Origin of the sequence: Psychroserpens jangbogonensis (assembly GCF_000797465.1) — a bacterium.
GTDB lineage: Bacteria > Bacteroidota > Bacteroidia > Flavobacteriales > Flavobacteriaceae > Psychroserpens > Psychroserpens jangbogonensis.
In genome coordinates this window covers 17362-38467 of the sequence record NZ_JSWG01000005.1, presented here as the reverse complement: position 1 = coordinate 38467, position 21106 = coordinate 17362, and the positions used below count along the sequence as shown (strand labels likewise).

Annotated in this window: 17 protein-coding genes and 2 tRNA genes; 7 read left to right on the top strand and 12 right to left on the bottom strand. The window is 31.8% G+C overall.

Annotated elements, in window-relative coordinates; all coding sequences use genetic code 11:
- Positions 1 to 20: 20 nt before the first annotated feature.
- From RH81_RS03525 to mutS, 6 genes are all read right to left on the bottom strand, one after another.
- Entirely contained in the window at positions 21 to 908 is an 888-nt protein-coding gene (locus tag RH81_RS03525; RefSeq protein WP_033957843.1) for a bestrophin family protein, read from the bottom strand.
- Between the two features lie 57 nt (positions 909 to 965).
- The gene (locus tag RH81_RS16325) at positions 966 to 2006 is read right to left on the bottom strand and encodes an adenylate/guanylate cyclase domain-containing protein (protein WP_161791970.1); all 1041 of its coding nucleotides are present in this window, start codon (positions 2004 to 2006) and stop codon (positions 966 to 968) included.
- Between the two features lie 234 nt (positions 2007 to 2240).
- A complete protein-coding gene (locus RH81_RS03515) occupies positions 2241 to 3035 on the bottom strand; it encodes a hypothetical protein (RefSeq protein ID WP_033957840.1) in 795 nt (264 codons plus the stop codon).
- 1267 nt (positions 3036 to 4302) lie between these two features.
- Positions 4303 to 4386 (bottom strand) — tRNA-Leu (locus RH81_RS03510).
- 43 nt (positions 4387 to 4429) lie between these two features.
- Positions 4430 to 4501 (bottom strand) — tRNA-Gly (locus RH81_RS03505).
- Between the two features lie 103 nt (positions 4502 to 4604).
- Positions 4605 to 7217 (bottom strand): DNA mismatch repair protein MutS, encoded by a 2613-nt coding sequence (gene mutS, locus RH81_RS03500; RefSeq protein ID WP_033957862.1) that lies wholly within the window; start codon positions 7215 to 7217, stop codon positions 4605 to 4607.
- 110 nt (positions 7218 to 7327) lie between these two features.
- On the opposite strand from mutS, the gene RH81_RS03495 reads away from it, so the two are divergent.
- Positions 7328 to 7867: an RNA methyltransferase gene (locus tag RH81_RS03495; RefSeq protein ID WP_033957836.1), complete on the top strand. Its 540-nt coding sequence runs from the start codon at positions 7328 to 7330 to the stop codon at positions 7865 to 7867.
- Here the strand turns inward: RH81_RS03495 and RH81_RS03490 are convergent.
- On the bottom strand, positions 7854 to 8336 hold the full coding sequence (locus RH81_RS03490) for a GyrI-like domain-containing protein (RefSeq protein ID WP_033957834.1): 483 nt from the start codon (positions 8334 to 8336) through the stop codon (positions 7854 to 7856). The genes RH81_RS03495 and RH81_RS03490 overlap by 14 nt on opposite strands.
- Positions 8336 to 9466, bottom strand: coding sequence for a 2-amino-4-hydroxy-6-hydroxymethyldihydropteridine diphosphokinase (folK, locus tag RH81_RS03485; RefSeq protein WP_033957832.1), 1131 nt, complete (start codon positions 9464 to 9466; stop codon positions 8336 to 8338). The genes RH81_RS03490 and folK overlap by 1 nt, the downstream gene beginning before the upstream one ends.
- 70 nt (positions 9467 to 9536) lie before the next feature.
- Here folK and RH81_RS03480 point away from each other — a divergent pair, with 70 nt between their 5' ends.
- The 5 genes from RH81_RS03480 (at position 9537) to RH81_RS03460 (ending at position 14943) form a co-directional block, all read left to right on the top strand.
- Positions 9537 to 10241 carry a queuosine precursor transporter gene (locus tag RH81_RS03480; RefSeq protein ID WP_033957830.1) on the top strand — a complete coding sequence of 235 codons (705 nt, stop codon included), beginning with the start codon at positions 9537 to 9539 and terminating at the stop codon, positions 10239 to 10241.
- Between the two features lie 115 nt (positions 10242 to 10356).
- Complete coding sequence (locus RH81_RS03475; protein ID WP_033957823.1) at positions 10357 to 13002, top strand: AsmA family protein; 2646 nt, start codon at positions 10357 to 10359, stop codon at positions 13000 to 13002.
- A gap of 140 nt (positions 13003 to 13142) precedes the next feature.
- Positions 13143 to 14006 (top strand): sigma-70 family RNA polymerase sigma factor, encoded by an 864-nt coding sequence (locus RH81_RS03470; protein ID WP_033957821.1) that lies wholly within the window; start codon positions 13143 to 13145, stop codon positions 14004 to 14006.
- Positions 14007 to 14029: 23 nt separating this feature from the next.
- Positions 14030 to 14224: a 30S ribosomal protein S21 gene (gene rpsU, locus RH81_RS03465; RefSeq protein WP_033957818.1), complete on the top strand. Its 195-nt coding sequence runs from the start codon at positions 14030 to 14032 to the stop codon at positions 14222 to 14224.
- 98 nt (positions 14225 to 14322) lie between these two features.
- Entirely contained in the window at positions 14323 to 14943 is a 621-nt protein-coding gene (locus RH81_RS03460; protein WP_033957815.1) for a LysE family transporter, read from the top strand.
- Between the two features lie 60 nt (positions 14944 to 15003).
- Here RH81_RS03460 and RH81_RS03455 read toward each other — a convergent pair whose 3' ends face one another.
- Positions 15004 to 15798 carry a DUF2797 domain-containing protein gene (locus RH81_RS03455; RefSeq protein WP_033957814.1) on the bottom strand — a complete coding sequence of 265 codons (795 nt, stop codon included), beginning with the start codon at positions 15796 to 15798 and terminating at the stop codon, positions 15004 to 15006.
- A 43-nt stretch (positions 15799 to 15841) separates the two neighbouring features.
- Here RH81_RS03455 and RH81_RS03450 point away from each other — a divergent pair, with 43 nt between their 5' ends.
- A complete protein-coding gene (locus RH81_RS03450) occupies positions 15842 to 17374 on the top strand; it encodes a GH3 auxin-responsive promoter family protein (RefSeq protein ID WP_033957811.1) in 1533 nt (510 codons plus the stop codon).
- Between the two features lie 315 nt (positions 17375 to 17689).
- Here the strand turns inward: RH81_RS03450 and clpX are convergent, their stop codons facing one another.
- From clpX to tig, 3 genes are all read right to left on the bottom strand, one after another.
- Positions 17690 to 18922 (bottom strand): ATP-dependent Clp protease ATP-binding subunit ClpX, encoded by a 1233-nt coding sequence (gene clpX, locus RH81_RS03445; protein ID WP_033957810.1) that lies wholly within the window; start codon positions 18920 to 18922, stop codon positions 17690 to 17692.
- A 76-nt stretch (positions 18923 to 18998) separates the two neighbouring features.
- Positions 18999 to 19673 carry an ATP-dependent Clp endopeptidase proteolytic subunit ClpP gene (gene clpP, locus RH81_RS03440; protein WP_033957809.1) on the bottom strand — a complete coding sequence of 225 codons (675 nt, stop codon included), beginning with the start codon at positions 19671 to 19673 and terminating at the stop codon, positions 18999 to 19001.
- Positions 19674 to 19762: 89 nt separating this feature from the next.
- Entirely contained in the window at positions 19763 to 21085 is a 1323-nt protein-coding gene (gene tig, locus RH81_RS03435) for a trigger factor (protein ID WP_033957808.1), read from the bottom strand.
- Positions 21086 to 21106 lie beyond the last annotated feature (21 nt).

Genomic DNA, 21106 nt, shown 5'->3' with positions numbered 1-21106 from the left:
TTGTTGTGTGTAGTGTTTTGTTATAAAATATAAAACTTATCTGGAGTTATGGGTTCAGGTACATTTTCAATACCCAATTGCTGCTTGATATTAATTTCTATTGTTCTAGAGATACTTGTCATTGGAGTGTCTGTAGGCTTGTTTTCAAATGGATTTTGAATATTGTATGCGATTTTTTGGACTAAAAAAAATGGAATAGAAATGAAAACCATAATTGGTATTTCGACTAGACTATGCATTTCCGTTAAGGCTAATGAAAGTGAGACCAAAAAAATATAGATAAAAAGGTGTAAAGTCATTCTATATGTTTTTGGGAAAGCAGTGTTTTTTATTCGTTCTGCTTTACCCATAGAAGCACAAAGTTTTACAAGAGTATTATCTATTTGGATTTGTTGGTAGTCATTGATTCGCTTTTCTTCGTGTAAAATAGATAAATCTTGTGACTGGTAATTTAATAAAGCTAAGGGAATATTATTTTGATTTCTAATAGATTTTAATTCTTGTTGAGATATAAATTCATTTATATTTATAGAAGCATTTTCATTTCTTAAATTCTGTGAAAAAGAATAGCACCAGGCAATTTGTCTATAGGCCATCCTGTCTGTGATTTCTTTACTTCCACTTTTTGTAAATCCTTTAAGTTGAAGGACAAAGGTTCTAGAATCATTAACAATCAATCCCCAAATTTTTCTAGCTTCCCACCATCTATCATAAGAATGACTTAATTTAAAAGATAGTAACAAGGCTATGGCTGTTCCTAAAAATGCTCCTACTGAAATAGGAATATTAATATCAATAAAATATTCTGATATAAAATAGACTATCGCTGAAAAAACCGAGACTATTAGTATGTTCCATTTAATAGTATTGAACCAATATGTAATAGGTATTCTTTTTTCTAAAATCATAATTTTATTTTGGTTGCTTTACATTACACACAACGTTGTTTAATTTGTTATTATCAATTATAATACATAGGGTAGCATACCATATGCGATTACCTTTTCATGTTTTCCTCGTAGGTCTAATCCGCCTAATTCTATCAATTTATAGGTCTCTGGATTTACAAAAAGATTGTATATAGTATTTGATACAATTAATGAATAACCCTTTTCATTACATAAACCTTCCAATCTAGCAGTTGTATTTAATACATCTCCATGAAAAGCAATCTCTCTTTTTAATTCTCCAACTTCAGTCATAACAACTTTTCCTTTATGAACAGCAGCTTTAAACTCAGGGACAACATCATAGTTTTTAGTATAATATTCAGATTTGTTTTTGAGTGTATCTCTAAACACCTCGAACGTATTAACAATGTCCTCAATATTTGATTCATCTATATTTTTCCAACTAATAATAATTTCATCTCCAACGTATTGATATACTGATCCTTTGTGTTTTAAAAGGGCTTTAGTAACATCGATAAAACAATCTTGAATTAATTTGCTATAGGTAAGGTGCCCTAATTTCTCAGCTATAGTTGTTGAAGATTTTAAATCCATAAACATAAATACACGATTCTCTTCTTTTGCATTATTATACTTTCCCAACAATAAATTCATAGTAGCACCTTGCCCTAGGAAAGAATCGATTTCAATTAGAAACAGAGCTACGATAACTGCTGACATATGGACTCCCAAACTATAAAATATTCCTCTAGAAGTAAGAATACCCAAATAGTCTTTACTATAGGTACTTATGAATTCAGCCGATTCAGAGGAAACATAAAAATATGAAGAACCAAATTTGGTCAAATAAATAACAATGCCGTAGATAATAGTTTTTAACCCAATTCTTATAATAGACTTGGATTTCCTAAAGTGCTTTTTAAATATATAGGTTTCAAGTAATACAACTACAAGCCCAGAAATAACACCTTCTATTAAACTAACTTCTAACTCCGCAGTAAAATCAAAAAATTCAGAAGCTTTTGCATTAAAGTATCCTAAGAATAGATAGATGGAAATTGTAAAAAATAATGGAAACAATATAGATGTTAACATTATAGTTTTCAATCGAAACCAATCAATCCTGTTTAATTTTAAAAAAAAAGGTATATTTTTATTCATATTCTTTTCATTGCTCACAACGTGTTCTTTTATGCTTAGTAGCGTTTGTAATCACTAAATTAATAAAAGAAAACGAATAGACACAAAACCAGAAGTGAGCTATAAAAGTTTTTGGGCACAGTTATTATTGATATCATAATTCATTATTAATTCAAACTAAAATACTTTTTATCGTTTATATATAGGTGTCCGTTTGGCAAGAAATGCTAATGTAATTTTATAAGCATCTTGAGTTTGCCAAAAAGAAGCGTGTTCTTTGGTATAAACGTTGTCACCTTTGTCACTAAAAACATTCATAGTAATATTTGTTGAATAATTTTGTGTGGCAGTACTATAACTGCTACTGTTGCTGGTTTTTTTGTTGTTACCCGTGTTATTCCAAATATCACCTACAATATTTCCTTTGCTATCTATATAAGCTCTTTTGTTTTTGTTTTTAGATGTCGTTGTGGTATTGCTATATTGGGTCATTGTAGATTTTTCGATAGAAACCAATCCTTGAACAACATATTCTACATTTAAGATATTACATATTTCACCCATTGTATAGCCTTCAACATTGTTATTATTGACTCCAGCTTTTGCTAGTAAAGCATTTGTTGTCGTAGGGTCTTGAAACTGCAGAATTATCGCTTTTTTTTTGAAAATTGTATATGTCTCTTGTTGAATTTTCTTAGTCATTATTGCGTTACTAGTTTCTTGGTCTTTAATATATCCAAAGGGTAAAATTGCTACTTTATTGTGATGTTCTTTTAGATTTGAATTTGAGGTAGTAGCTTTTTTATTGAAGAATTCAATTCTACCAGAGCTGAATGTGATTTTTATAATTTCTGACTTATTAACAGTATATTCTATGGTCTCATTTTTGTAAATAAATTGAAGGTCTTCTTTATTTATTTTTAAGATTTTACCATGCATTTCATCTCCATCACTTTTAAGAATAACATCATCTTGGGCGTTCATTGAAAGCGAGAAAATTATCGCCAGTATAAAAAGGAAATTTTTTTGAAAAGTTTTTTTTGTCATAATTCTATTCTTTTTGTGATAATTACACACAATGCTCCCTGTGTATAGCGTAGTGAGGCGCGCCTCACGAAGAGCTATGTTCGCGCCTCATTCGCTATACATTATGTTGTGTGTAGTTTCTTGAGGAGCTCACAAGGAACTGCATAAATATACATTAATTAGTCGAGGTGCGATCAACAGGGAGCATTGTGGGTAATTAGTAGAAAAGGAGCGTTTGCAAAACGCGGTTTCTATGTGCCGCAGGCAATTACCCACAACGTGTTCGTGTATGATTTGTGCGACTTATAATCCGCAGGATTTTCAGTAGAAGCAAATCGTATGTTTAAATATATAAATTTTAATTGAAGTTTGAGTAAAGCATTTATTATACACGTTGTTAAGTATTGTTGCGAAACATATGAGTAAACAGGTATTGCCATAAGGACGCTAGAGATAGGCGAGAAGGAGTAATCACATAAAACCGTAAACTAGCTCACATAATGAGTTTTGAGTAAGCAGGCTTCGCCTAAAGAAGCTAACACAAAGAGAGAATGAGTAAGGTTTTATACTTGAGTGAGAATGAGCAATTGTACGTAACAATTGGATATAGTTATTACCTATATCCGCCTTATACCTACACCTGCAATTCTAAAGAAATGTTCAGTTTTGTTAATACTTAGTTCTAATTACTTGATCATTAATAAAGAACAAATTTAAATCATTGGATGAGAGTATTTTATGATATAAATCATAATTCAAAACTATTACAATTATAAGTTTGTGCGTTACGGGATTCCTTAATGATTGAAATCATACTAGAGATACTCACATTAGTATAATTAAGAATAATCTTCAAGTTCCAATAATAAAAGGCTTACTATTTATAGCTCCAATAATAACTAAGACTATACATTTATATTAGACTGTTAGACTTTTTCTTTAATTGCGTATATAATATATTGATATATGAGTAGTTACATTGAATTTCAATGTTAAACTTTTGATTAGACTTTGATTAGACTGGTTAGACTTTTTCACAACCTAAGTATCGTGATTAATTACGTCTGTTTTTTATTGGAACTATATTAAAGGTGATGCAATTAAAAAGTGAGTATTAGTATAATTATAGTAGTTAAATGATTGAAACGTTATAGAAAACGTATAAGTATCAAACTAAAAAAAAGGCTAACTACTTATTAATTAAGTAATTAACCTTCTTTCACTGTACTGAAGACGGGACTTGAACCCGTACGTCCCAAGGGACATTGGATTTTAAGTCCAACGTGTCTACCAATTCCACCACTTCAGCGTTTTAGTCTCGACGGACTAAATTGGTATATTTTTAAGCGTAGAGCGAAAGACGGGATTTGAACCCGCGACCCCCACCTTGGCAAGGTGATGCTCTACCCCTGAGCTACTTTCGCATTATAGCAATTATTTTAATGAACGTTTGTTGTAATTGCGAGGGCAAATTTAAGACTTTTATCAGAAAAGCAAAGCCTTTTAAATAAAAAAAAATAACTTTTTTTATGCACGCTTCTTTTTCAATAACATACGCTTAATTTCATTGAGTTTCATAAGCGCTTCTACAGGTGTCAAAGTATCAATATCTATATTAACAATCTCTTCTTTTATCTGCTCTAACAAAGGATCATCCAAATTAAAGAAACTCAATTGCATTTCATTGTTTAATGTCTTCACCTTATCAGTTAATTCTTCACTTGAATGTGATTTCTCCAATTGCTTTAGTATTTTATTGGCACGATGTATAACTTGCTGAGGCATTCCTGCCATCTTAGCTACATGAATACCAAAGCTATGTTCACTTCCACCTTCAACAAGTTTTCTTAAGAATAACACATTATCTTTTAATTCTTTTACCGAAACATTAAAGTTTTTAATACGATCAAACGTTTCAGACATTTCATTCAACTCATGGTAATGGGTCGCAAACAATGTTTTAGCTCTACTTGGATGTTCATGTAAATATTCACTAATAGCCCATGCGATAGAAATACCATCATAAGTACTTGTTCCACGTCCTATTTCATCGAGTAAAACTAAACTTCTATCTGAAATATTATTCAAAATTGAAGCAGTCTCATTCATCTCAACCATAAATGTTGATTCTCCCATAGAGATATTATCACTAGCACCAACTCTGGTAAAAATCTTATCGGTTAATCCAATGGTTGCTCTTTCAGCAGGTACAAAGCTTCCCATTTGGGCTAATAATACAATCAATGCTGTTTGACGTAAAATGGCCGATTTACCAGACATGTTTGGACCAGTAATCATAATAATCTGTTGCTTCTCACGATCTAGATAGACATCATTAGCAATATAAGGCTCACCATGTGGTAATTGCTTTTCTATGACTGGATGCCTCCCGTTTATGATATCTAACTCGTAAGTTTCGGTTAGATTAGGTCTTGAATAATTATGCTCTATAGCTAATTTTGAAAAACCACAAAGGCAATCTAATTGCGCTATTAAAGCTGAATTTTTCTGAACTGGTTTTATATAAGCAATCATCCAGTTGATTAATTCTGAAAATAATTGTTGCTCAATAGCTAAAATACGCTCTTCGGCTCCTAATATTTTTGTTTCGTATTCCTTTAATTCTTCAGTTATATATCTTTCTGCATTAACTAAGGTTTGCTTTCTTATCCATTCTTCAGGAACTTTATCTCTATGAGTATGACGAACTTCTATATAATACCCAAATACATTATTTGACGCAATTTTAAGAGACGTAATTCCGGTTCGTTCACTTTCGCGCTCTAGCATTTTATCTAGATACTCTTTTCCAGAAGCCGAAAGCCCTCTAAGCTCTTTTAATTCTTCTGAAAAATCAGAAGATATTGTATGTCCTTTTAATATGTTTACTGGAGCCTCTTCATTTAACGTCGCTTTTATGCGTTCACGAAGTGTATCACAAGCATCCATCTGTTCTCCTAAATATTGCAATGCTTTATTTTTAGATTGACCAGCTAAAGCTTTTACAGGCACAATGGCTTCTAAAGCATTTTTAAGCTGAACAACTTCTCTCGGACTAATTTTAGCTGTAGCAACCTTAGAAATTAATCGTTCAATATCGCCAATCTGCTTTAGTTGATTTTGAAACTTACTTAACAATGTTACATCTTCCTTAAGGAACTCGACGACATCATGACGCTTATTAATAGCTTCTAAATTCACTAATGGAAAAGCCAACCATCGTTTAAGCAAACGTCCTCCCATTGGTGAAATGGTTTTATCAATCACATCTACTAAAGTCACCGCATTTTGATTGGTAGATTGATACAACTCTAAATTTTTAATCGTAAAACGATCCATCCAAACATGCTCTCCTTTTGTTAAGCGCTGAATAGACGTTATATGTTGTAATTTATGGTGTTGTGTTTCGCTCAAGTAATGCAAAATTGAACCAGAAGCCACAATACCTTCATACAAATCTTCAATACCAAAACCTTTCAATGATTTAGTCTTGAAATGTTTAAGCAATGTCTCATTTGCATAATCATCTTGAAACACCCAATCTTCTAAATAAAAGGCATGAAAATCATTGCCAAAAGCAGCATTGTATTTTAACTTACTCGGTTTTGAAACCAATACTTCACTTGGTTTAAAATTCTGAAGTAGTTTATCTATGTATTCTTCATCGCCTTGAGATATAAAGAATTCACCAGTAGAAACATCTAAAAAAGACACACCAACTGAATGTGAGCTAAAATAAACAGAAGCTAAAAAATTATTCGTTTTAGAATGTAAAATGTCATCATTTAATGCAACACCTGGAGTGACTAATTCAGTGACACCTCGTTTTACAATCGTCTTAGTTTGCTTTGGGTCTTCAAGTTGATCGCAAATAGCAACACGACAACCTGCTTTTACCAATTTAGGCAAATAGGTATTTAAAGAATGATATGGAAAACCTGCTAATTCGGTTTCAGTTTCACTACCTGCACCTCTTTTGGTTAAAATAATATCTAATATTTTAGATGCCTTTACAGCGTCACTTCCAAAGGTTTCATAAAAATCCCCTACTCTAAACAATAACAATGCATCTGGATACCTTACCTTAATGGCATTGTACTGTTTCATTAATGGTGTAACTTTTTTTACTTTTTTAGCCAATGGTTTTACGTATTTTTGTGAAAATTGTAAGACTGCTAATGTACTTATAATTTGAAGTTTTATAAAGCTCAAAAACCATAAGTTATCTACAAAACGTGTAAGATTTTAACATGCGAAAACTAAAAAACAGTGAACTTGACCGATTAAATGTAGATGAATTTAAATCTGCAGAAAAAACACCTCTTATTATTATTCTTGATAACATAAGAAGTCTTAACAATATTGGCTCGGTATTTAGAACAAGTGATGCTTTTTTAGTTGAAAAAATTTACCTCTGTGGAATCACTGCAAAACCTCCTCATAATGACATTAGAAAAACGGCTTTAGGGAGTACTGAGACTGTGGATTGGGAATATGCCGAACACACGTTAGATGTTGTTGAAAAACTGAAAGCTGAAGGCTTAAAAATAATAAGCATAGAACAAGCTGAACGTGCCACAATGCTCGACAGTTTTCAGCCTGAAACCAATCTGACTTATGCTTTAGTCTTTGGAAACGAAGTTAAAGGTGTTGCTCAAGATGTTGTTGATGCTAGTGATCTAGTTATTGAAATTCCGCAATTTGGAACCAAACATTCTCTAAATATTTCGGTGAGTTGTGGTGTTGTGGTTTGGGATGTGTTTAGTAAAATGAACTCTATTTCTTCTTAACTGGAATCCAAATATCTTCTTCAATATTTTGAAGATCTTTACTGTAGTCTTCACTTAAAATTTCGAAATGTGCTTTTTTATCTAATTGATAATCTGAATTTGGTAACCATTCTTGAAAGATAAAAGCTCTTTGTCTTGGAAACTCTAAAACAGAACCTTTAAAACTAAAAACCACATAGATTCCAGATTTAATAATAAATGATTCCATTCCTTCTGGCACGTTATTAAGTTCTTTAACCTCAATAGCAACCCATTTATCAAATTCTGAATTTGGATTTGTCGGCAAATAATCCTTGCCATAATCTTGAATAGAAAATACATGTTTACCTATTCTAGAAGTAATCTCATGTCGTCTTGGCATAAACGATTTTGCCAATTCTCTTGTCTTTTCATTTATTGTCAAAACAGATGTTTTAGTTGTCACACCAACAACATATCGATCTTCAATAACTTCTATACGATGCCCCATTATGCATTACAAATTTCTTTCAGCAACCATAAATAATCGGTTCGATTTTTCACAAAGTCTCTCTCAGAAATATCAATTATTTTAACATTGAGTTCCGTTTGGTTTTTTAAGAATTCTAAATACCCTGAATTGATTTTTTCTAAGTATTCGCTATCAATATTCTGTTCGTAATCACGACCACGTTTTTTGATATTCTCTTGTAAACGTTCTGTATTTTGGTAGAGATACACATACAAATCTGGTTTAGCAATATCTTTATACATCAAGTAAAACAACTTTCTGTAAAGTTTAAATTCATCTTCAGGCAAGGTGATTTTTGAAAAAATGAGCGACTTATAAATGTCGTAATCGCTTACCATGAAGTCTTTAAACAAATCTAATTGCGATAAATCATCACTTATTTGTTGATAACGATCAGCAAGAAATGACATTTCTAAAGTAAAGGCATAACGCTGTGGCTCTTCATAAAATTTTGGCAAAAACGGATTATCAGCAAAGCGTTCTAAAATTAGTTTTGCATTAAAATCACGAGCAATCTTGTTAGCCAAACTTGTTTTCCCAGCTCCAATATTCCCTTCAATTGCAATATAATTCTGATTTGAAAAATTAAACTTCTTGGTAGGATTCTTAAGCCAAATTTTTATAGGCTCTATATCACTTTTGTCATCACAAGCTTCTTTTAAATCAGCTACGGTCTGTTCTAAAATTGGATGCTTAAACTTTGAAGCAATATCATGCAAAGGATATAATACAAACTTTCGTTTTTGCAATTCAGGATGTGGAACCTTAAGTGTTTTAGTGTCAATAACCTCATCATTGTAAAACAAAACATCTAAATCGATCGTTCTGGCTTCATAAGATTCTGAAGTTGTTCTAGAACGTCCTAATTTTGTTTCAATCTTTAATAATTTGTCTAAAACATCTTCCGAAGAAAAATCAGTTTCAGCATAGAGACATGTATTTAAAAAATCAGCTCCTTTAAATCCAAATGCAGGAGTATTATAAACCTTAGCAATGATATTAATTTTCCCAATTTCTTTGAAAATTAAATCAACGGCGTCCTGCAGGTTCTTTAGCCTGTCGCCTTTATTACTACCAAGAGCTATGTAAACGTGATTAGGTGGATTCATAATGAATGCCAAAATAATGAAAAGAAAATCACTTTGACGTATATTTACGGTAAGTATTTATTCACAATTTATGACCATAAAAGACAAACTTGCTGCTCAAAAAATTTATTTGTTCTTAGCTGCCCTTTTTATCACCTCATTAGTTGTGTCGAATCTTATATTTCAAAAATTTTTTTATTGGTATCCGTTTGATGTAGAAATTTTTGGCGCGAAGTTATTTGAGATATCTGTTGGGATTTTACCTTATCCAATTACATTTTTAATCACAGATTTGATTAGTGAAATCTATGGAAAGAAACGCGCAAACCAAGTTGTGATTGCTGGCATTTTCGCTTCGGTGTTTTCATTATTAATTATTTTGGTATCTGATAGTGTTCCTGCTATAAATAGTTCTCCTGTTCAAGATGACCTGTTTTCAACAGTGTTTGGAAATTCAGCAATTGCTGTTTTTGCAAGTATGACAGCTTATTTATTTGCACAGTTTATTGACATTCAAATTTATCACTTTTGGAAGCGTCTGACCAAAGGAAAACATTTATGGTTACGTAATAATTTTTCAACTTGGTTCTCACAATTTATCGACACCTTTTCTATTGTCTTTTTATTGTGCACTTTTAAAATTCTGCCATGGAGTAGTTTTAAGGGCTTACTCATTAGTGGTTTCCTTTTCAAAGTATTAGTTGCAGCTCTAGACACTCCATTTTTGTATTTGGGCGTTTATTTGTTTAGAAAACGTTTTAATTTAAAAGTTAATGAAGAGATTGAGCTTGTCTAAGCTATTCATTGCTTTATAAATAGGGTTAAAATTTTACTAAACTTTACTATAGATTGGTCTAAAGTGAAACAAGCTTCGTATATATTTACACACGAATTAGAATAGACATCATTTTATGAAAAAAGCACTCAAAATTGTAGGTATCTCTATACTCATAATATTCTTTCTTTTATTAGCCATTCCTTTTGCATTTCAATCGCAAATTAAGGATATGGTTAAGCGTTTTATAAATGAAAACCTAAATGCTCAAGTTGAATTTAGTGATGTGAGTTTAAGCTTAATTCGTAGTTTTCCGCAGGCACATGTAAAAGTAGAAGATTTAGTGATTACCAACTTCAAACCATTTGAAGGCGAAACTTTAGTCACAGCCAAAAACATAGCTTTTACAATGTCGGTAAACGAGCTTTTTAAGACTTCAAGTGAAGAACCGATTGTGGTTAATTCAATTAATATTGATGAAGCTTTAGTCACCTTAAAAACAGATGTGCTAGGTAATAATAATTACGATATCACAAAGGAAAAGGAAAAGGAAAACGCTACAGCATCTACAGAAGAAAGCAGTGGTTTCTCTTTTGATATTGAAGATTACAATATCAACAATAGTGCAATCACTTATTTGGATGCTATTTCGAAAACAGAATTGTATCTCTCAGAATTGAATCATTCTGGTCATGGTACGTTCGGTGCAGAAAACTCAGAACTTGATACTGAAACCTCGACCAATGTGAGTATGAGTATTGACAGCACTAAATACCTTAATAATAATAGTATAAAGTTAGATGCATTGATTGGTTTAGACCTTAACAATCAGAAATATACTTTCAAAGACAACAAAGCATTTATTAATCAACTGCCACTAGAATTTAAAGGCTATGTGCAGCTTTTAGAAAATGGTCAAGACATTGATATCACATTTGAGAATCCAGAATCATCATTTAAAGATTTCTTAGCTGTGATCCCAGAAGCCTATTCTAAAAACATTGAGGACGTAGAAGCCACAGGAGATTTCAAAGTAAATGGAGTTATTAAAGGTAAAGTAACTGAAGAAACCATTCCAACTTTAGACATTCGTATCACGTCCGACAATGCCTCTTTTAAGTATCCTGATTTACCAAAGCGCGTTAGTAATATTACAATTGATACAGCTATCAAAAACAAAACAGGACAAGCAGACGATACTTATGTAGACATTAAAACGCTCAATTTTAAAATTGATGATGATGTGTTTAAGGCATCTGCAAAAGTAAAGAATCTTACAAAAAACATGTTTGTAAATGCTGATATTGATGGCACGCTTAATCTTGGAAACCTAACCAAAGCGTATCCAATAGATTTTGATAAGGAATTAAGCGGAATTTTAAAAACAAAACTCAATACTCAGTTTGATATGAATGCTATTGAAACAAATGCATTTAATCGTATTAAGAATAGTGGAAGCATGAGCGTCACTGACTTTGTGTTCTCATCTCAAGACATTGTAAATCCTATTCAAATTAGTAAGGCTGATATGACTTTTAAACCTGGCTCTGTAAAACTGAATAGTTTTGATGCCAGAACCGGAACAAGTGATTTTACAGCTACTGGAAATATTAAAAATCTTCTCGGTTTTTTATTAAGCGATAAAAAGTTACAGGGCAATTTTGATGTAAATTCTAACAACTTTGTGGTTAGTGATTTTATGATTGAAGACGAAACAACATCAGGATCCTCAAACAAAACTACATCAGAATCACAATCGCTTAAAATTCCAGATTTCTTAGACTGTACAATTAATGCCAATGCAAAAACTGTTGTTTATGATAATCTAAATCTAAAGAATGTAAAAGGTACACTGTCAATAAAAGACCAAGAAGCGAATCTTCAAAATATGACTAGTAATTTGTTTGATGGTGTTTTAGCGATTACAGGAAAAGTGTCAACAAAAACAGATACACCTGTTTTTAATCTGAATCTTGGTGCAGATGGATTTGATATTTCAAAATCGTTTAAAGGCTTAGATTTACTTCAGAATTTAGCACCAATAGCAAAGGCCATACAAGGAAAACTAAACACATCAATAAATCTTCAAGGAACATTAGATAGCGAATTTTCTCCTAATCTGAATACCGTTACAGGTGATGCCTTTGCAGAATTATTAAGTACTAACATTGATCCTAAACAAGGTTCAGTATTGAGCAAATTAGAAGGCGCTATAAACTTTGTGGACTTTAGTAAGTTAGATTTGAAAGATGTGAAAGCTAATCTCGATTTTTCAGATGGAAAAGTAACAGTAAAACCCTTCAATCTTAAGTATGAAGATATTGACATTCAAGTTTCAGGGTCTCATGGGTTTGACAAAACATTAGATTATAATGCTGTTTTTGATGTGCCAGCAAAATATTTAGGAAGTGATGTAAATCGTTTGATTGGAAAAATAAATGACAATGAGACCAATAATATTACTATCCCTGTTACGGCAAACATTACTGGAAGTTATACAAACCCTAATGTAAAAACAGATTTATCAAGTGGAGTTTCTAACCTTACGAAACAACTTATCGAAATTGAAAAACAAAAACTAATAGACAAAGGCACTGATCAAGTAAAGGATCTATTAGGTGGACTTTTAGGAGGTAATAAAAATGACACTTCTAAAGACTCTTCTTCTACAAAAACAGATAGTACAAAAACCAAAGACCCAATTGAAGAAGGTGTAAAAGGAATTCTTGGAAACCTGCTTGTAGGCAAGAAGAAAAAGAAGGATTCCACTAAAAACAAGTGATTTTCAGACATCAAAACCTAAAAAAAAGTTAAAATCAACTGTTTTTGACTATTTTTTATAAAGAATTGCTCAATTATTTGCTTTTGTCAAATTAAAAGTTAGATTGAGCTCTTGCGAACTTTTAAAATAAGACAGAATATATGAGGCAATTAAAAATTACCAAACAAGTTACCAACCGCGAATCTAAATCACTAGACAAATATTTACAAGATATCAGCAAGTTACCTATGATTACTGCTGAGGAAGAAGTTGAACTCGCTCAGCGTATTAGAGAAGGAGATCAAGCTGCTTTAGATAAGCTTACAACGGCTAACTTACGTTTCGTAGTATCTGTTGCTAAACAGTATCAAAATCAAGGACTTACACTTCCCGATTTAATTAACGAAGGAAATGCTGGTTTAGTTAAAGCTGCAAAGCGTTTTGATGAAACTAGGGGATTTAAATTTATCTCTTATGCTGTTTGGTGGATTAGACAAGCAATTTTACAAGCTTTAGCAGAACAATCTCGAATAGTTAGATTACCTTTGAACAAAATTGGTTCAATAAATAAAATCAATAAAGCGTTTTCATTTCTAGAGCAATCACATCAAAGAGCACCTAGTGCTGAAGAAATTGCTCATGAATTAGACATGACTGTTTCAGAAGTGAAACAATCTTTAAAAAATTCAGGTCGTCATTTATCAATGGATGCACCTTTAAAAGAAGGAGAAACGTCAAGCTTATATGATGTTGTAAAATCTGGTGAGTCACCAAATCCAGATAACAATTTAATGAAAGAATCATTAAATATGGAAATCAACAGAGCTTTAGATACGTTATCACAAAAAGAAAGTGATGTGATACGTTTAAATTTTGGTTTAAGTAATGAGCCACCAATGACTCTTGATGAAATTGGAGTAACATTTGATTTAACAAGAGAACGTGTTAGACAAATACGTGAAAAAGGAATTAGACGTTTGCGTCAAGATTCAAAAAGTAAAATATTGAAGACATATTTAGGATAAATTATAAACAATAAACCAAGTAAATGATTAAGATATTAGTAAAAGAAGGAGAAAGTATCGAACGTGCTTTAAAGCGTTACAAAAGAAAACACCGTAACGTAAAAACGATGCAAAATATTCGTGAGAATCAGTTTTTCACAAAGCCTTCAGTAAAAAGAAGAAGAGAAATACAAAAAGCTGGATATATCCAAAACTTAAGAGATCAAGAGGATATCTAGTCGTTTTTTGTTACTATAAAAAAAGCATACTTTTCATAAAGTATGCTTTTTTTATGTTCAGTTTGTAAGTTTTCTAAAACCTTCCCTACAAACTTTACATGATTATTCTATATTTTCTTATCGGAATTTTAGCAAGTGTAATTGGAGCATTGCCATTAGGCGCTTCAAACATTGCAGTCATTAATACGACCATAAAGCAAAATGCAAAACAAGCATTCAAAATTGCTGTGGCTGCTGGTATTGCAGAGGTTGTATTATCATACTACGCTTTACATTGTAACCTTGTCATTCGTGAGTTTTTCGAACAAAATATGTGGATTCAAATTGTAATCGTTGTTATTTTAATGGCTGTAGGCAGTTTCCTCTTGTTTAAAAAGAGCAAACAAAACGTTTCAAAGAAGAAAAAAATCACATCTTCTAAATATGTTACTGGTTTTCTTTTAGGCATATTAAATCCACCCGTTTTAATCTATTGGATTCTTGCTTTCGGAATTATCAATAATAACAACTTGATGCTATCATTAGGATCTCCATTACAAGTACTGTTTTTATTTTTTGCTGGAGTTTATATTGGCAAACTAATTACCTTATACTTATATAGTAGATTTAGCATTTCCATTAAAAATAAAGTGAAAAATATTACGCTGGTCATTAATAAAATCACTGGAATTTTATTAATAATTATTGGAATAGCACAAGCAATAAAACTAAGCTTCTAAAACTGTTTCCCGTTAATTCCTAATTTGAGATTGAATGAGTTTTGGTGAATATAGATACTATTAGGCAATTGTGAACTTTACAACTAACCCTTCATTACTCCTTATATTAAAAACTGTATCATCATCAAAAATGAGATATTGACCTTTAACACCTACTAATTTACCTGTATAACTTTGCTCCTTTTCAATATTGAGACTTTTCGGCTTTTCAGGATAGCTTAATACAGGGAAATCTAATTTAGTTTCAGTATTAGAAGCAATATAATAGTCTTGAGCTTCCTCTGGAATGTAAGTTTTAAGTCGTTCACGCCACTCGACTAAGCTTTCGTCTTCAACATCATTTTTCAACATCTTTCTCCAATTGGTTTTATCGGCAACATGATCTTTTAGCGCCACTTCTGTAATTCCAGCGAGATATCTATTAGGCACTTCTACTATTTCTATTGCTTCATGAGCACCTTGATCAATCCAACGTGTTGGTACTTGACTTTTTCTAGTCACACCAACCTTAACATTACTTGAATTCGCTAAGTATACAATATGCGGTTGTAATTGCGCCCTCTTTTCATAGTCCAAATCACGATCTTCTTTTCCTAAATGAGCTGTACTTAATTCTGGCCTCATAATCCAATCACCTGCTTGAGGAATATCGAAAAAATCTTGTTTACAATAGCCTTGTCGGTAAATTGGTTTGTCTAATCCACATTTTAAACACTGGTGTTTTACAAATTGCATTGTAATGGTTTTACCTAGTAACTGATTCATATTCAAGAAATCAATCCCAAGTATCAAATAATATTGAATAGGTTCAGCAAACTCTGTTTTCATCTTTGTTAAAACACCTTGATAAAACATATAAAAAAAAGTATTATTTTTAAAAAATAAAGATACTATAAAAATGCCGATTCCCTTAGTTAATTCAATTGCATCATGGTTCTTAAAAAAGCGATTTCATCAGATTGAACTTTTTTTAAAATACCCTAATGAAGTACAAAATGAATTACTTTTTCAGCTTATCTCTAAAGCAAAAGAGACTGAAATTGGGAAACAATATGACTTTGATTCCATAACGAATTACAACACATTTTCTGAACGCATTCCCATCTCCTCATATGAAGATTATCAAAATGTAATAGAACGATCTCGTAGAGGCGAAAACAATATATTTTGGCCTACTTCTATAAAATGGTATGCAAAATCTAGCGGAACCACAAATGCAAAAAGTAAATTTATTCCGGTAAGTCAAGAATCGCTGGAAGATTGTCATTATGCAGCAAGTAAAGATTTGCTTTGTATGTATCTTAACAATAATGAAGATTCACAATTATTTACGGGAAAGAGTTTACGTCTAGGTGGTAGTAAAGAACTTTACAAAGAAAATGGTACTGTATTTGGAGATTTGTCTGCTATCCTTATTGACAACATGCCATTTTGGGCAGAGTTTAGCAGTACACCTAGTAGTCGTGTATCATTAATGAGCGATTGGGAAACTAAAATGCAAGCTATTGTAGAAGAGACCATAAACGAAAATGTCACCAGTTTAGCTGGAGTTCCTTCGTGGATGTTGGTCTTATTGAATAATGTTTTAGATGCGACTAGTAAAGACAGTTTATTTGATATTTGGCCAAACCTTGAAGTCTATTTTCATGGTGGTGTAAGTTTTGTGCCTTATGTAGATCAGTACAAAGCCATTTTACCAAAAACCGCTTTTAAATACTATGAAATCTATAATGCTTCGGAAGGCTTTTTCGCCATTCAAGATCACAATAATAGTAGCGAATTATTGCTCATGTTAGACTACGGTATTTTTTATGAGTTTATACCTATGTCAACTTATGGCACTTCAAACATAAAAGTAATTCCATTGAGTGAAGTAGAAGTTGGTATTAATTATGCCGTTATTATAACTACTAATGCTGGACTTTGGCGTTATAAGATTGGAGATACAATTCGATTTACTTCAACAAACCCTTACAGAATAAAAGTATCAGGGAGAACAAAGCATCATATTAATGTGTTTGGCGAAGAACTAATTATTGAAAATGCAGAGGATGCTTTACGACAGGTTTGCAAAACTACTAATGCCGAAATTGTTGATTACACGGCTGCACCTGTTTTTATGAAAGGTAAAGAAAAAGGATCTCATGAATGGTTGATAGAATTTAAAACACCTCCAAACAACGTAAGTGAATTTAAACAACTTCTTGACAGTACTCTTCAATCACTCAATTCCGATTACGAAGCCAAACGTTTTAATGACATGACACTCAATATGCCTATAGTTCATATTGCCAGAGAACGTTTATTTTATGATTGGCTAAAGCAACATAATAAACTTGGTGGTCAACATAAAATTCCGCGATTATCGAATAATCGTGAATATATGGATGAATTACTAGAGCTAAATGCTAGTGAAAACTCTCTAAGTTGATTAAAAAATTAATTTAGTTTATCGATGACTGGAAACGGATTTCAAATTTATCCGACAAAGAACATTGGGACACACCACATAACGAGTATTTAATTCGGTTTGTCCAAAACAACCAAAAGTCGTTTTTAATCTCAATTAATTGCCATTATATTTACAAAGTAATAAAGAGAAATATATTCGCAATTATCAATTTATCCCTTATAAATACATTGTGAAAATTTATAAATATTGTTTTAGCAATGTTAGTTTTTAAATCCAAATAAATAAAAACCACTCCAAAAGAGTGGTTTTATTTTTTTTAAAAAAAATTGAAATTTAAGACACTGCCTTCAACTTCTTTAAAGTTGTTTTTTCTAATTTACCTTCTGCATAAGATTTATTAACATTAAGCTTTTTCTCATCACCACTTGGCAATTCAAACATAGCGTCAGTTAAAATCTCTTCACATAACGAACGCAAGCCTCTAGCTCCTAATCTATACTCGACAGCCTTATCTACAATAAAGTCTAATGCACCATCTGTAATTGAGAAATCAATATCATCCATCTCGAACAATTTCTTGTATTGTTTGATAATGGCATTCTTAGGCTCTGTTAAAATAGCTCTTAGTGTTTTAGCATCTAAAGGATCCATGTATGTTAATACAGGAAGACGACCAATAATTTCAGGAATCAATCCGAAATCTTTTAAATCCTTAGGGTTTATATATTGCAATAAATTATTGCTATCTAATGAATCTCCTTCGTGAGCAGCCTTATAGCCTATTGCAGCTAAGTTAAGACGTTTAGATATTTTTCGTTCAATACCATCAAAAGCACCACCTGCTATAAACAAAATGTTTTCTGTATTGACTTCAATGAATTTTTGATCTGGATGCTTTCTTCCTCCTTTTGGTGGAACGTTTACTACTGTACCTTCTAATAATTTAAGTAAAGCTTGTTGTACACCTTCACCAGAGACATCTCTAGTTATAGATGGGTTATCACTTTTACGAGCGATTTTATCAATCTCATCAATAAAAACGATTCCCTTCTCAGCTTTTTCTAAACTATAATCGGCAGCTTGTAATAAGCGTGTTAAAATACTTTCAACATCTTCTCCTACATAACCAGCTTCAGTTAAAACTGTAGCATCAACAATTGCTAAAGGTACATTAAGCATTTTGGCAATTGTTTTCGCCATAAGTGTTTTACCTGTACCTGTTTGACCAACCATAATGATATTACTCTTTTGTATTTCAATATCATCATCTGTAGTTGGTTGAAGTAATCGCTTGTAGTGATTATAAACAGCAACAGACATTACTTTTTTGGTATATTCTTGACCAATAATATATTCGTCAAGAAAGGCTTTAATTTGACGCGGTTTTCTAAGCATCAACTCAGACGACAACTCTGCATTATCTGACTGTTTAGATTCTTCTAAAACAATACCATGTGCTTGCTCGATACAACGATCACAAATATGTGCATCTAATCCAGCAATTAACAAACTTGTTTCTGGCTTCTTTCTACCACAAAACGAACATTCTAAATCTTCCTTTGCCATGTTTTAAATTAAAAGTAAAAAGTATAGTTTAGGCTTAAAAGCTTCAACCAGTACTTAACTTACTATTTATATATATTTATTTTCTAGATAGTACTTCGTCTATCATCCCGTATTCTTTAGCTTTATCTGCTTTCATCCAGTAATCACGATCACTATCTTCATAGATTTTGTCGTAATCTTGACCCGAATGCTTACTAATGATGTTATATAATTCTTCTTTAAGGGTTACAATTTCACGCGCTGTAATTTCAATATCACTAGCTTGACCTTGCGCTCCACCTAAAGGTTGGTGAATCATTACACGTGAATGTGTTAATCCACTACGTTTACCTTTTGCACCTGCACATAACAATACAGCTCCCATTGAAGCTGCCATACCTGTACAAATAGTTGCTACATCTGGTTTAATTAATTGCATCGTATCATAAATCCCTAAACCTGCATAAACGCTTCCTCCTGGAGAATTGATGTAGATTTGAATATCTTTAGAAGCATCTGTACTTTCTAAAAATAATAATTGTGCTTGTATGATATTTGCAACCTGATCATTAATACCTGTTCCCATAAAAATAATACGATCCATCATCAAACGCGAGAACACATCAAAAATAGCGATATTCATTTGACGCTCTTCTATAATATTAGGCGTTAAAGCTGTTGGATACATACTACTAATTATTTTGTTGTAGTACGTACTGCTTATTCCTTGATCTTTAATTGCGAATTTTTCAAATTCTTTTCCGTAATCCATATACTGTTATTGTAATAATTTATTGTGAAACAAAAAAGCGTAAAACCATTCAGTTTTACGCTCAAATATACTAATTTATAATGTATTTATTAGCTGTAAAACTCTTTTACAAAATCGTCATAAGTTATCTCTTTTGCCTTTAAGTTAGCTTCAGATTTGTAAAGGTCTAACAATTTAGTGCTCATCAATTGCTCAGACAAACGTTTCACCTCATCCTTATTTGATAAAATTCGAGTTGCAATACCATCTAACTCCTCATCAGAAGGATTCATTTGACCAAATTGTGCCATTTGAACTTTTATCATTTCTCTTGAATGTTCTTTAAGATCATCAAATGTTACTTGAAGATTATGTTTTTCAATTAACTTTCCTTCTATTAATTGGTAACGCATACTCTTCTCAGACTTTTCATATTCATCTTTAGCCTGTTCTGCATCCATAACATCCTCACCTGCTGTTTGCATCCATTTTTGTAAAAATGAAGCTGGTAAATCAAATTTTGTGTTTTCAACTAAATTCTCAGTCACATCATTCAATAATTTTTGATCACCTTGTTGTGCGAATTGTTTTTCTGAATCTTCCTTGATTTTATCTTTCAATTCAGTTACAGAAGCTACAGTATCTTTACCAAACATTTTATCAAATAACTCTTGGTCTAAGTCTGCTAATTCTCTCGAATTGATTTCATTTATTGTGAAATTTACTTCAATATTCAAACCATGTGCATCATCATGAGACACTTTTAAAAAGGTCATTAAATCATGATCATCGTTAAATAATCCTTTAGTTTTTAAAGTAACAACATCACCAACTTTAGCACCAATGAATTGTTTCTCAGTTGACTTTCCTTTAAATTTATCTAAAGAAATAGTTACGGAGTTATTGATTTCTTTTTCTTCATTTTCAAAAACACCAGTAATTTCAGAATCTTTAGCAACGATTTTTTTAGATACAATTTTACCATATTGCTTTCTGATATTCTCTACTTGATCATCAAGCATTTTCTTATCTGCGACAATATTGTAATGTGTAATTGCTTTTTTGCTTTTTAAGTTTACTTCAAACTCAGGCGCTAAACCTAATTCAAACTCAAATGAAAACGCATCAGAATCCCAATCTAAATCATCTTGAGGCTTTGGTAACGGATTACCAAGTACATCTAATTTTTCTTCAGTTAAGTATTTATTAAGTGCGTCTTGCAATAACTTATTAACCTCATCAACCAATACGGCTTTACCATATTGCTTTTTTACCATTCCCATTGGCACATGTCCTTTTCTAAAACCAGGAATGTTAGCCGATTTACGGTAATCGATTAATATTTGCTCAACTTTATCGCTATAGTCTTCTTTTGCGATATCTACTTTTACCACTGCATTTAATGCATCGATGTTTTCTCTTGTAATATTCATTTTAAATCATATCAAAATTGG

What these genes read in the sequence shown, in the direction of transcription:
- tig (WP_033957808.1), bottom strand. Translation starts at nt 21,085, where the DNA reads ATGAATATTACAAGAGAAAACATCGATGCATTAAATGCAGTGGTAAAA.
- RH81_RS03455 (WP_033957814.1), bottom strand. Translation starts at nt 15,798, where the DNA reads ATGTTTTATCAAGGTGTTTTAACAAAGATGAAAACAGAGTTTGCTGAA.
- folK (WP_033957832.1), bottom strand. Translation starts at nt 9,466, where the DNA reads ATGAATCCACCTAATCACGTTTACATAGCTCTTGGTAGTAATAAAGGC.
- rpsU (WP_033957818.1), top strand. Translation starts at nt 14,030, where the DNA reads ATGATTAAGATATTAGTAAAAGAAGGAGAAAGTATCGAACGTGCTTTA.
- clpX (WP_033957810.1), bottom strand. Translation starts at nt 18,922, where the DNA reads ATGGCAAAGGAAGATTTAGAATGTTCGTTTTGTGGTAGAAAGAAGCCA.
- RH81_RS03515 (WP_033957840.1), bottom strand. Translation starts at nt 3,035, where the DNA reads ATGAACGCCCAAGATGATGTTATTCTTAAAAGTGATGGAGATGAAATG.
- RH81_RS16325 (WP_161791970.1), bottom strand. Translation starts at nt 2,006, where the DNA reads ATGTTAACATCTATATTGTTTCCATTATTTTTTACAATTTCCATCTAT.
- RH81_RS03450 (WP_033957811.1), top strand. Translation starts at nt 15,842, where the DNA reads ATGCCGATTCCCTTAGTTAATTCAATTGCATCATGGTTCTTAAAAAAG.
- RH81_RS03525 (WP_033957843.1), bottom strand. Translation starts at nt 908, where the DNA reads ATGATTTTAGAAAAAAGAATACCTATTACATATTGGTTCAATACTATT.
- RH81_RS03475 (WP_033957823.1), top strand. Translation starts at nt 10,357, where the DNA reads ATGAAAAAAGCACTCAAAATTGTAGGTATCTCTATACTCATAATATTC.
- RH81_RS03490 (WP_033957834.1), bottom strand. Translation starts at nt 8,336, where the DNA reads ATGGGGCATCGTATAGAAGTTATTGAAGATCGATATGTTGTTGGTGTG.
- clpP (WP_033957809.1), bottom strand. Translation starts at nt 19,673, where the DNA reads ATGGATTACGGAAAAGAATTTGAAAAATTCGCAATTAAAGATCAAGGA.
- RH81_RS03480 (WP_033957830.1), top strand. Translation starts at nt 9,537, where the DNA reads ATGACCATAAAAGACAAACTTGCTGCTCAAAAAATTTATTTGTTCTTA.
- RH81_RS03495 (WP_033957836.1), top strand. Translation starts at nt 7,328, where the DNA reads ATGCGAAAACTAAAAAACAGTGAACTTGACCGATTAAATGTAGATGAA.
- RH81_RS03470 (WP_033957821.1), top strand. Translation starts at nt 13,143, where the DNA reads ATGAGGCAATTAAAAATTACCAAACAAGTTACCAACCGCGAATCTAAA.
- RH81_RS03460 (WP_033957815.1), top strand. Translation starts at nt 14,323, where the DNA reads ATGATTATTCTATATTTTCTTATCGGAATTTTAGCAAGTGTAATTGGA.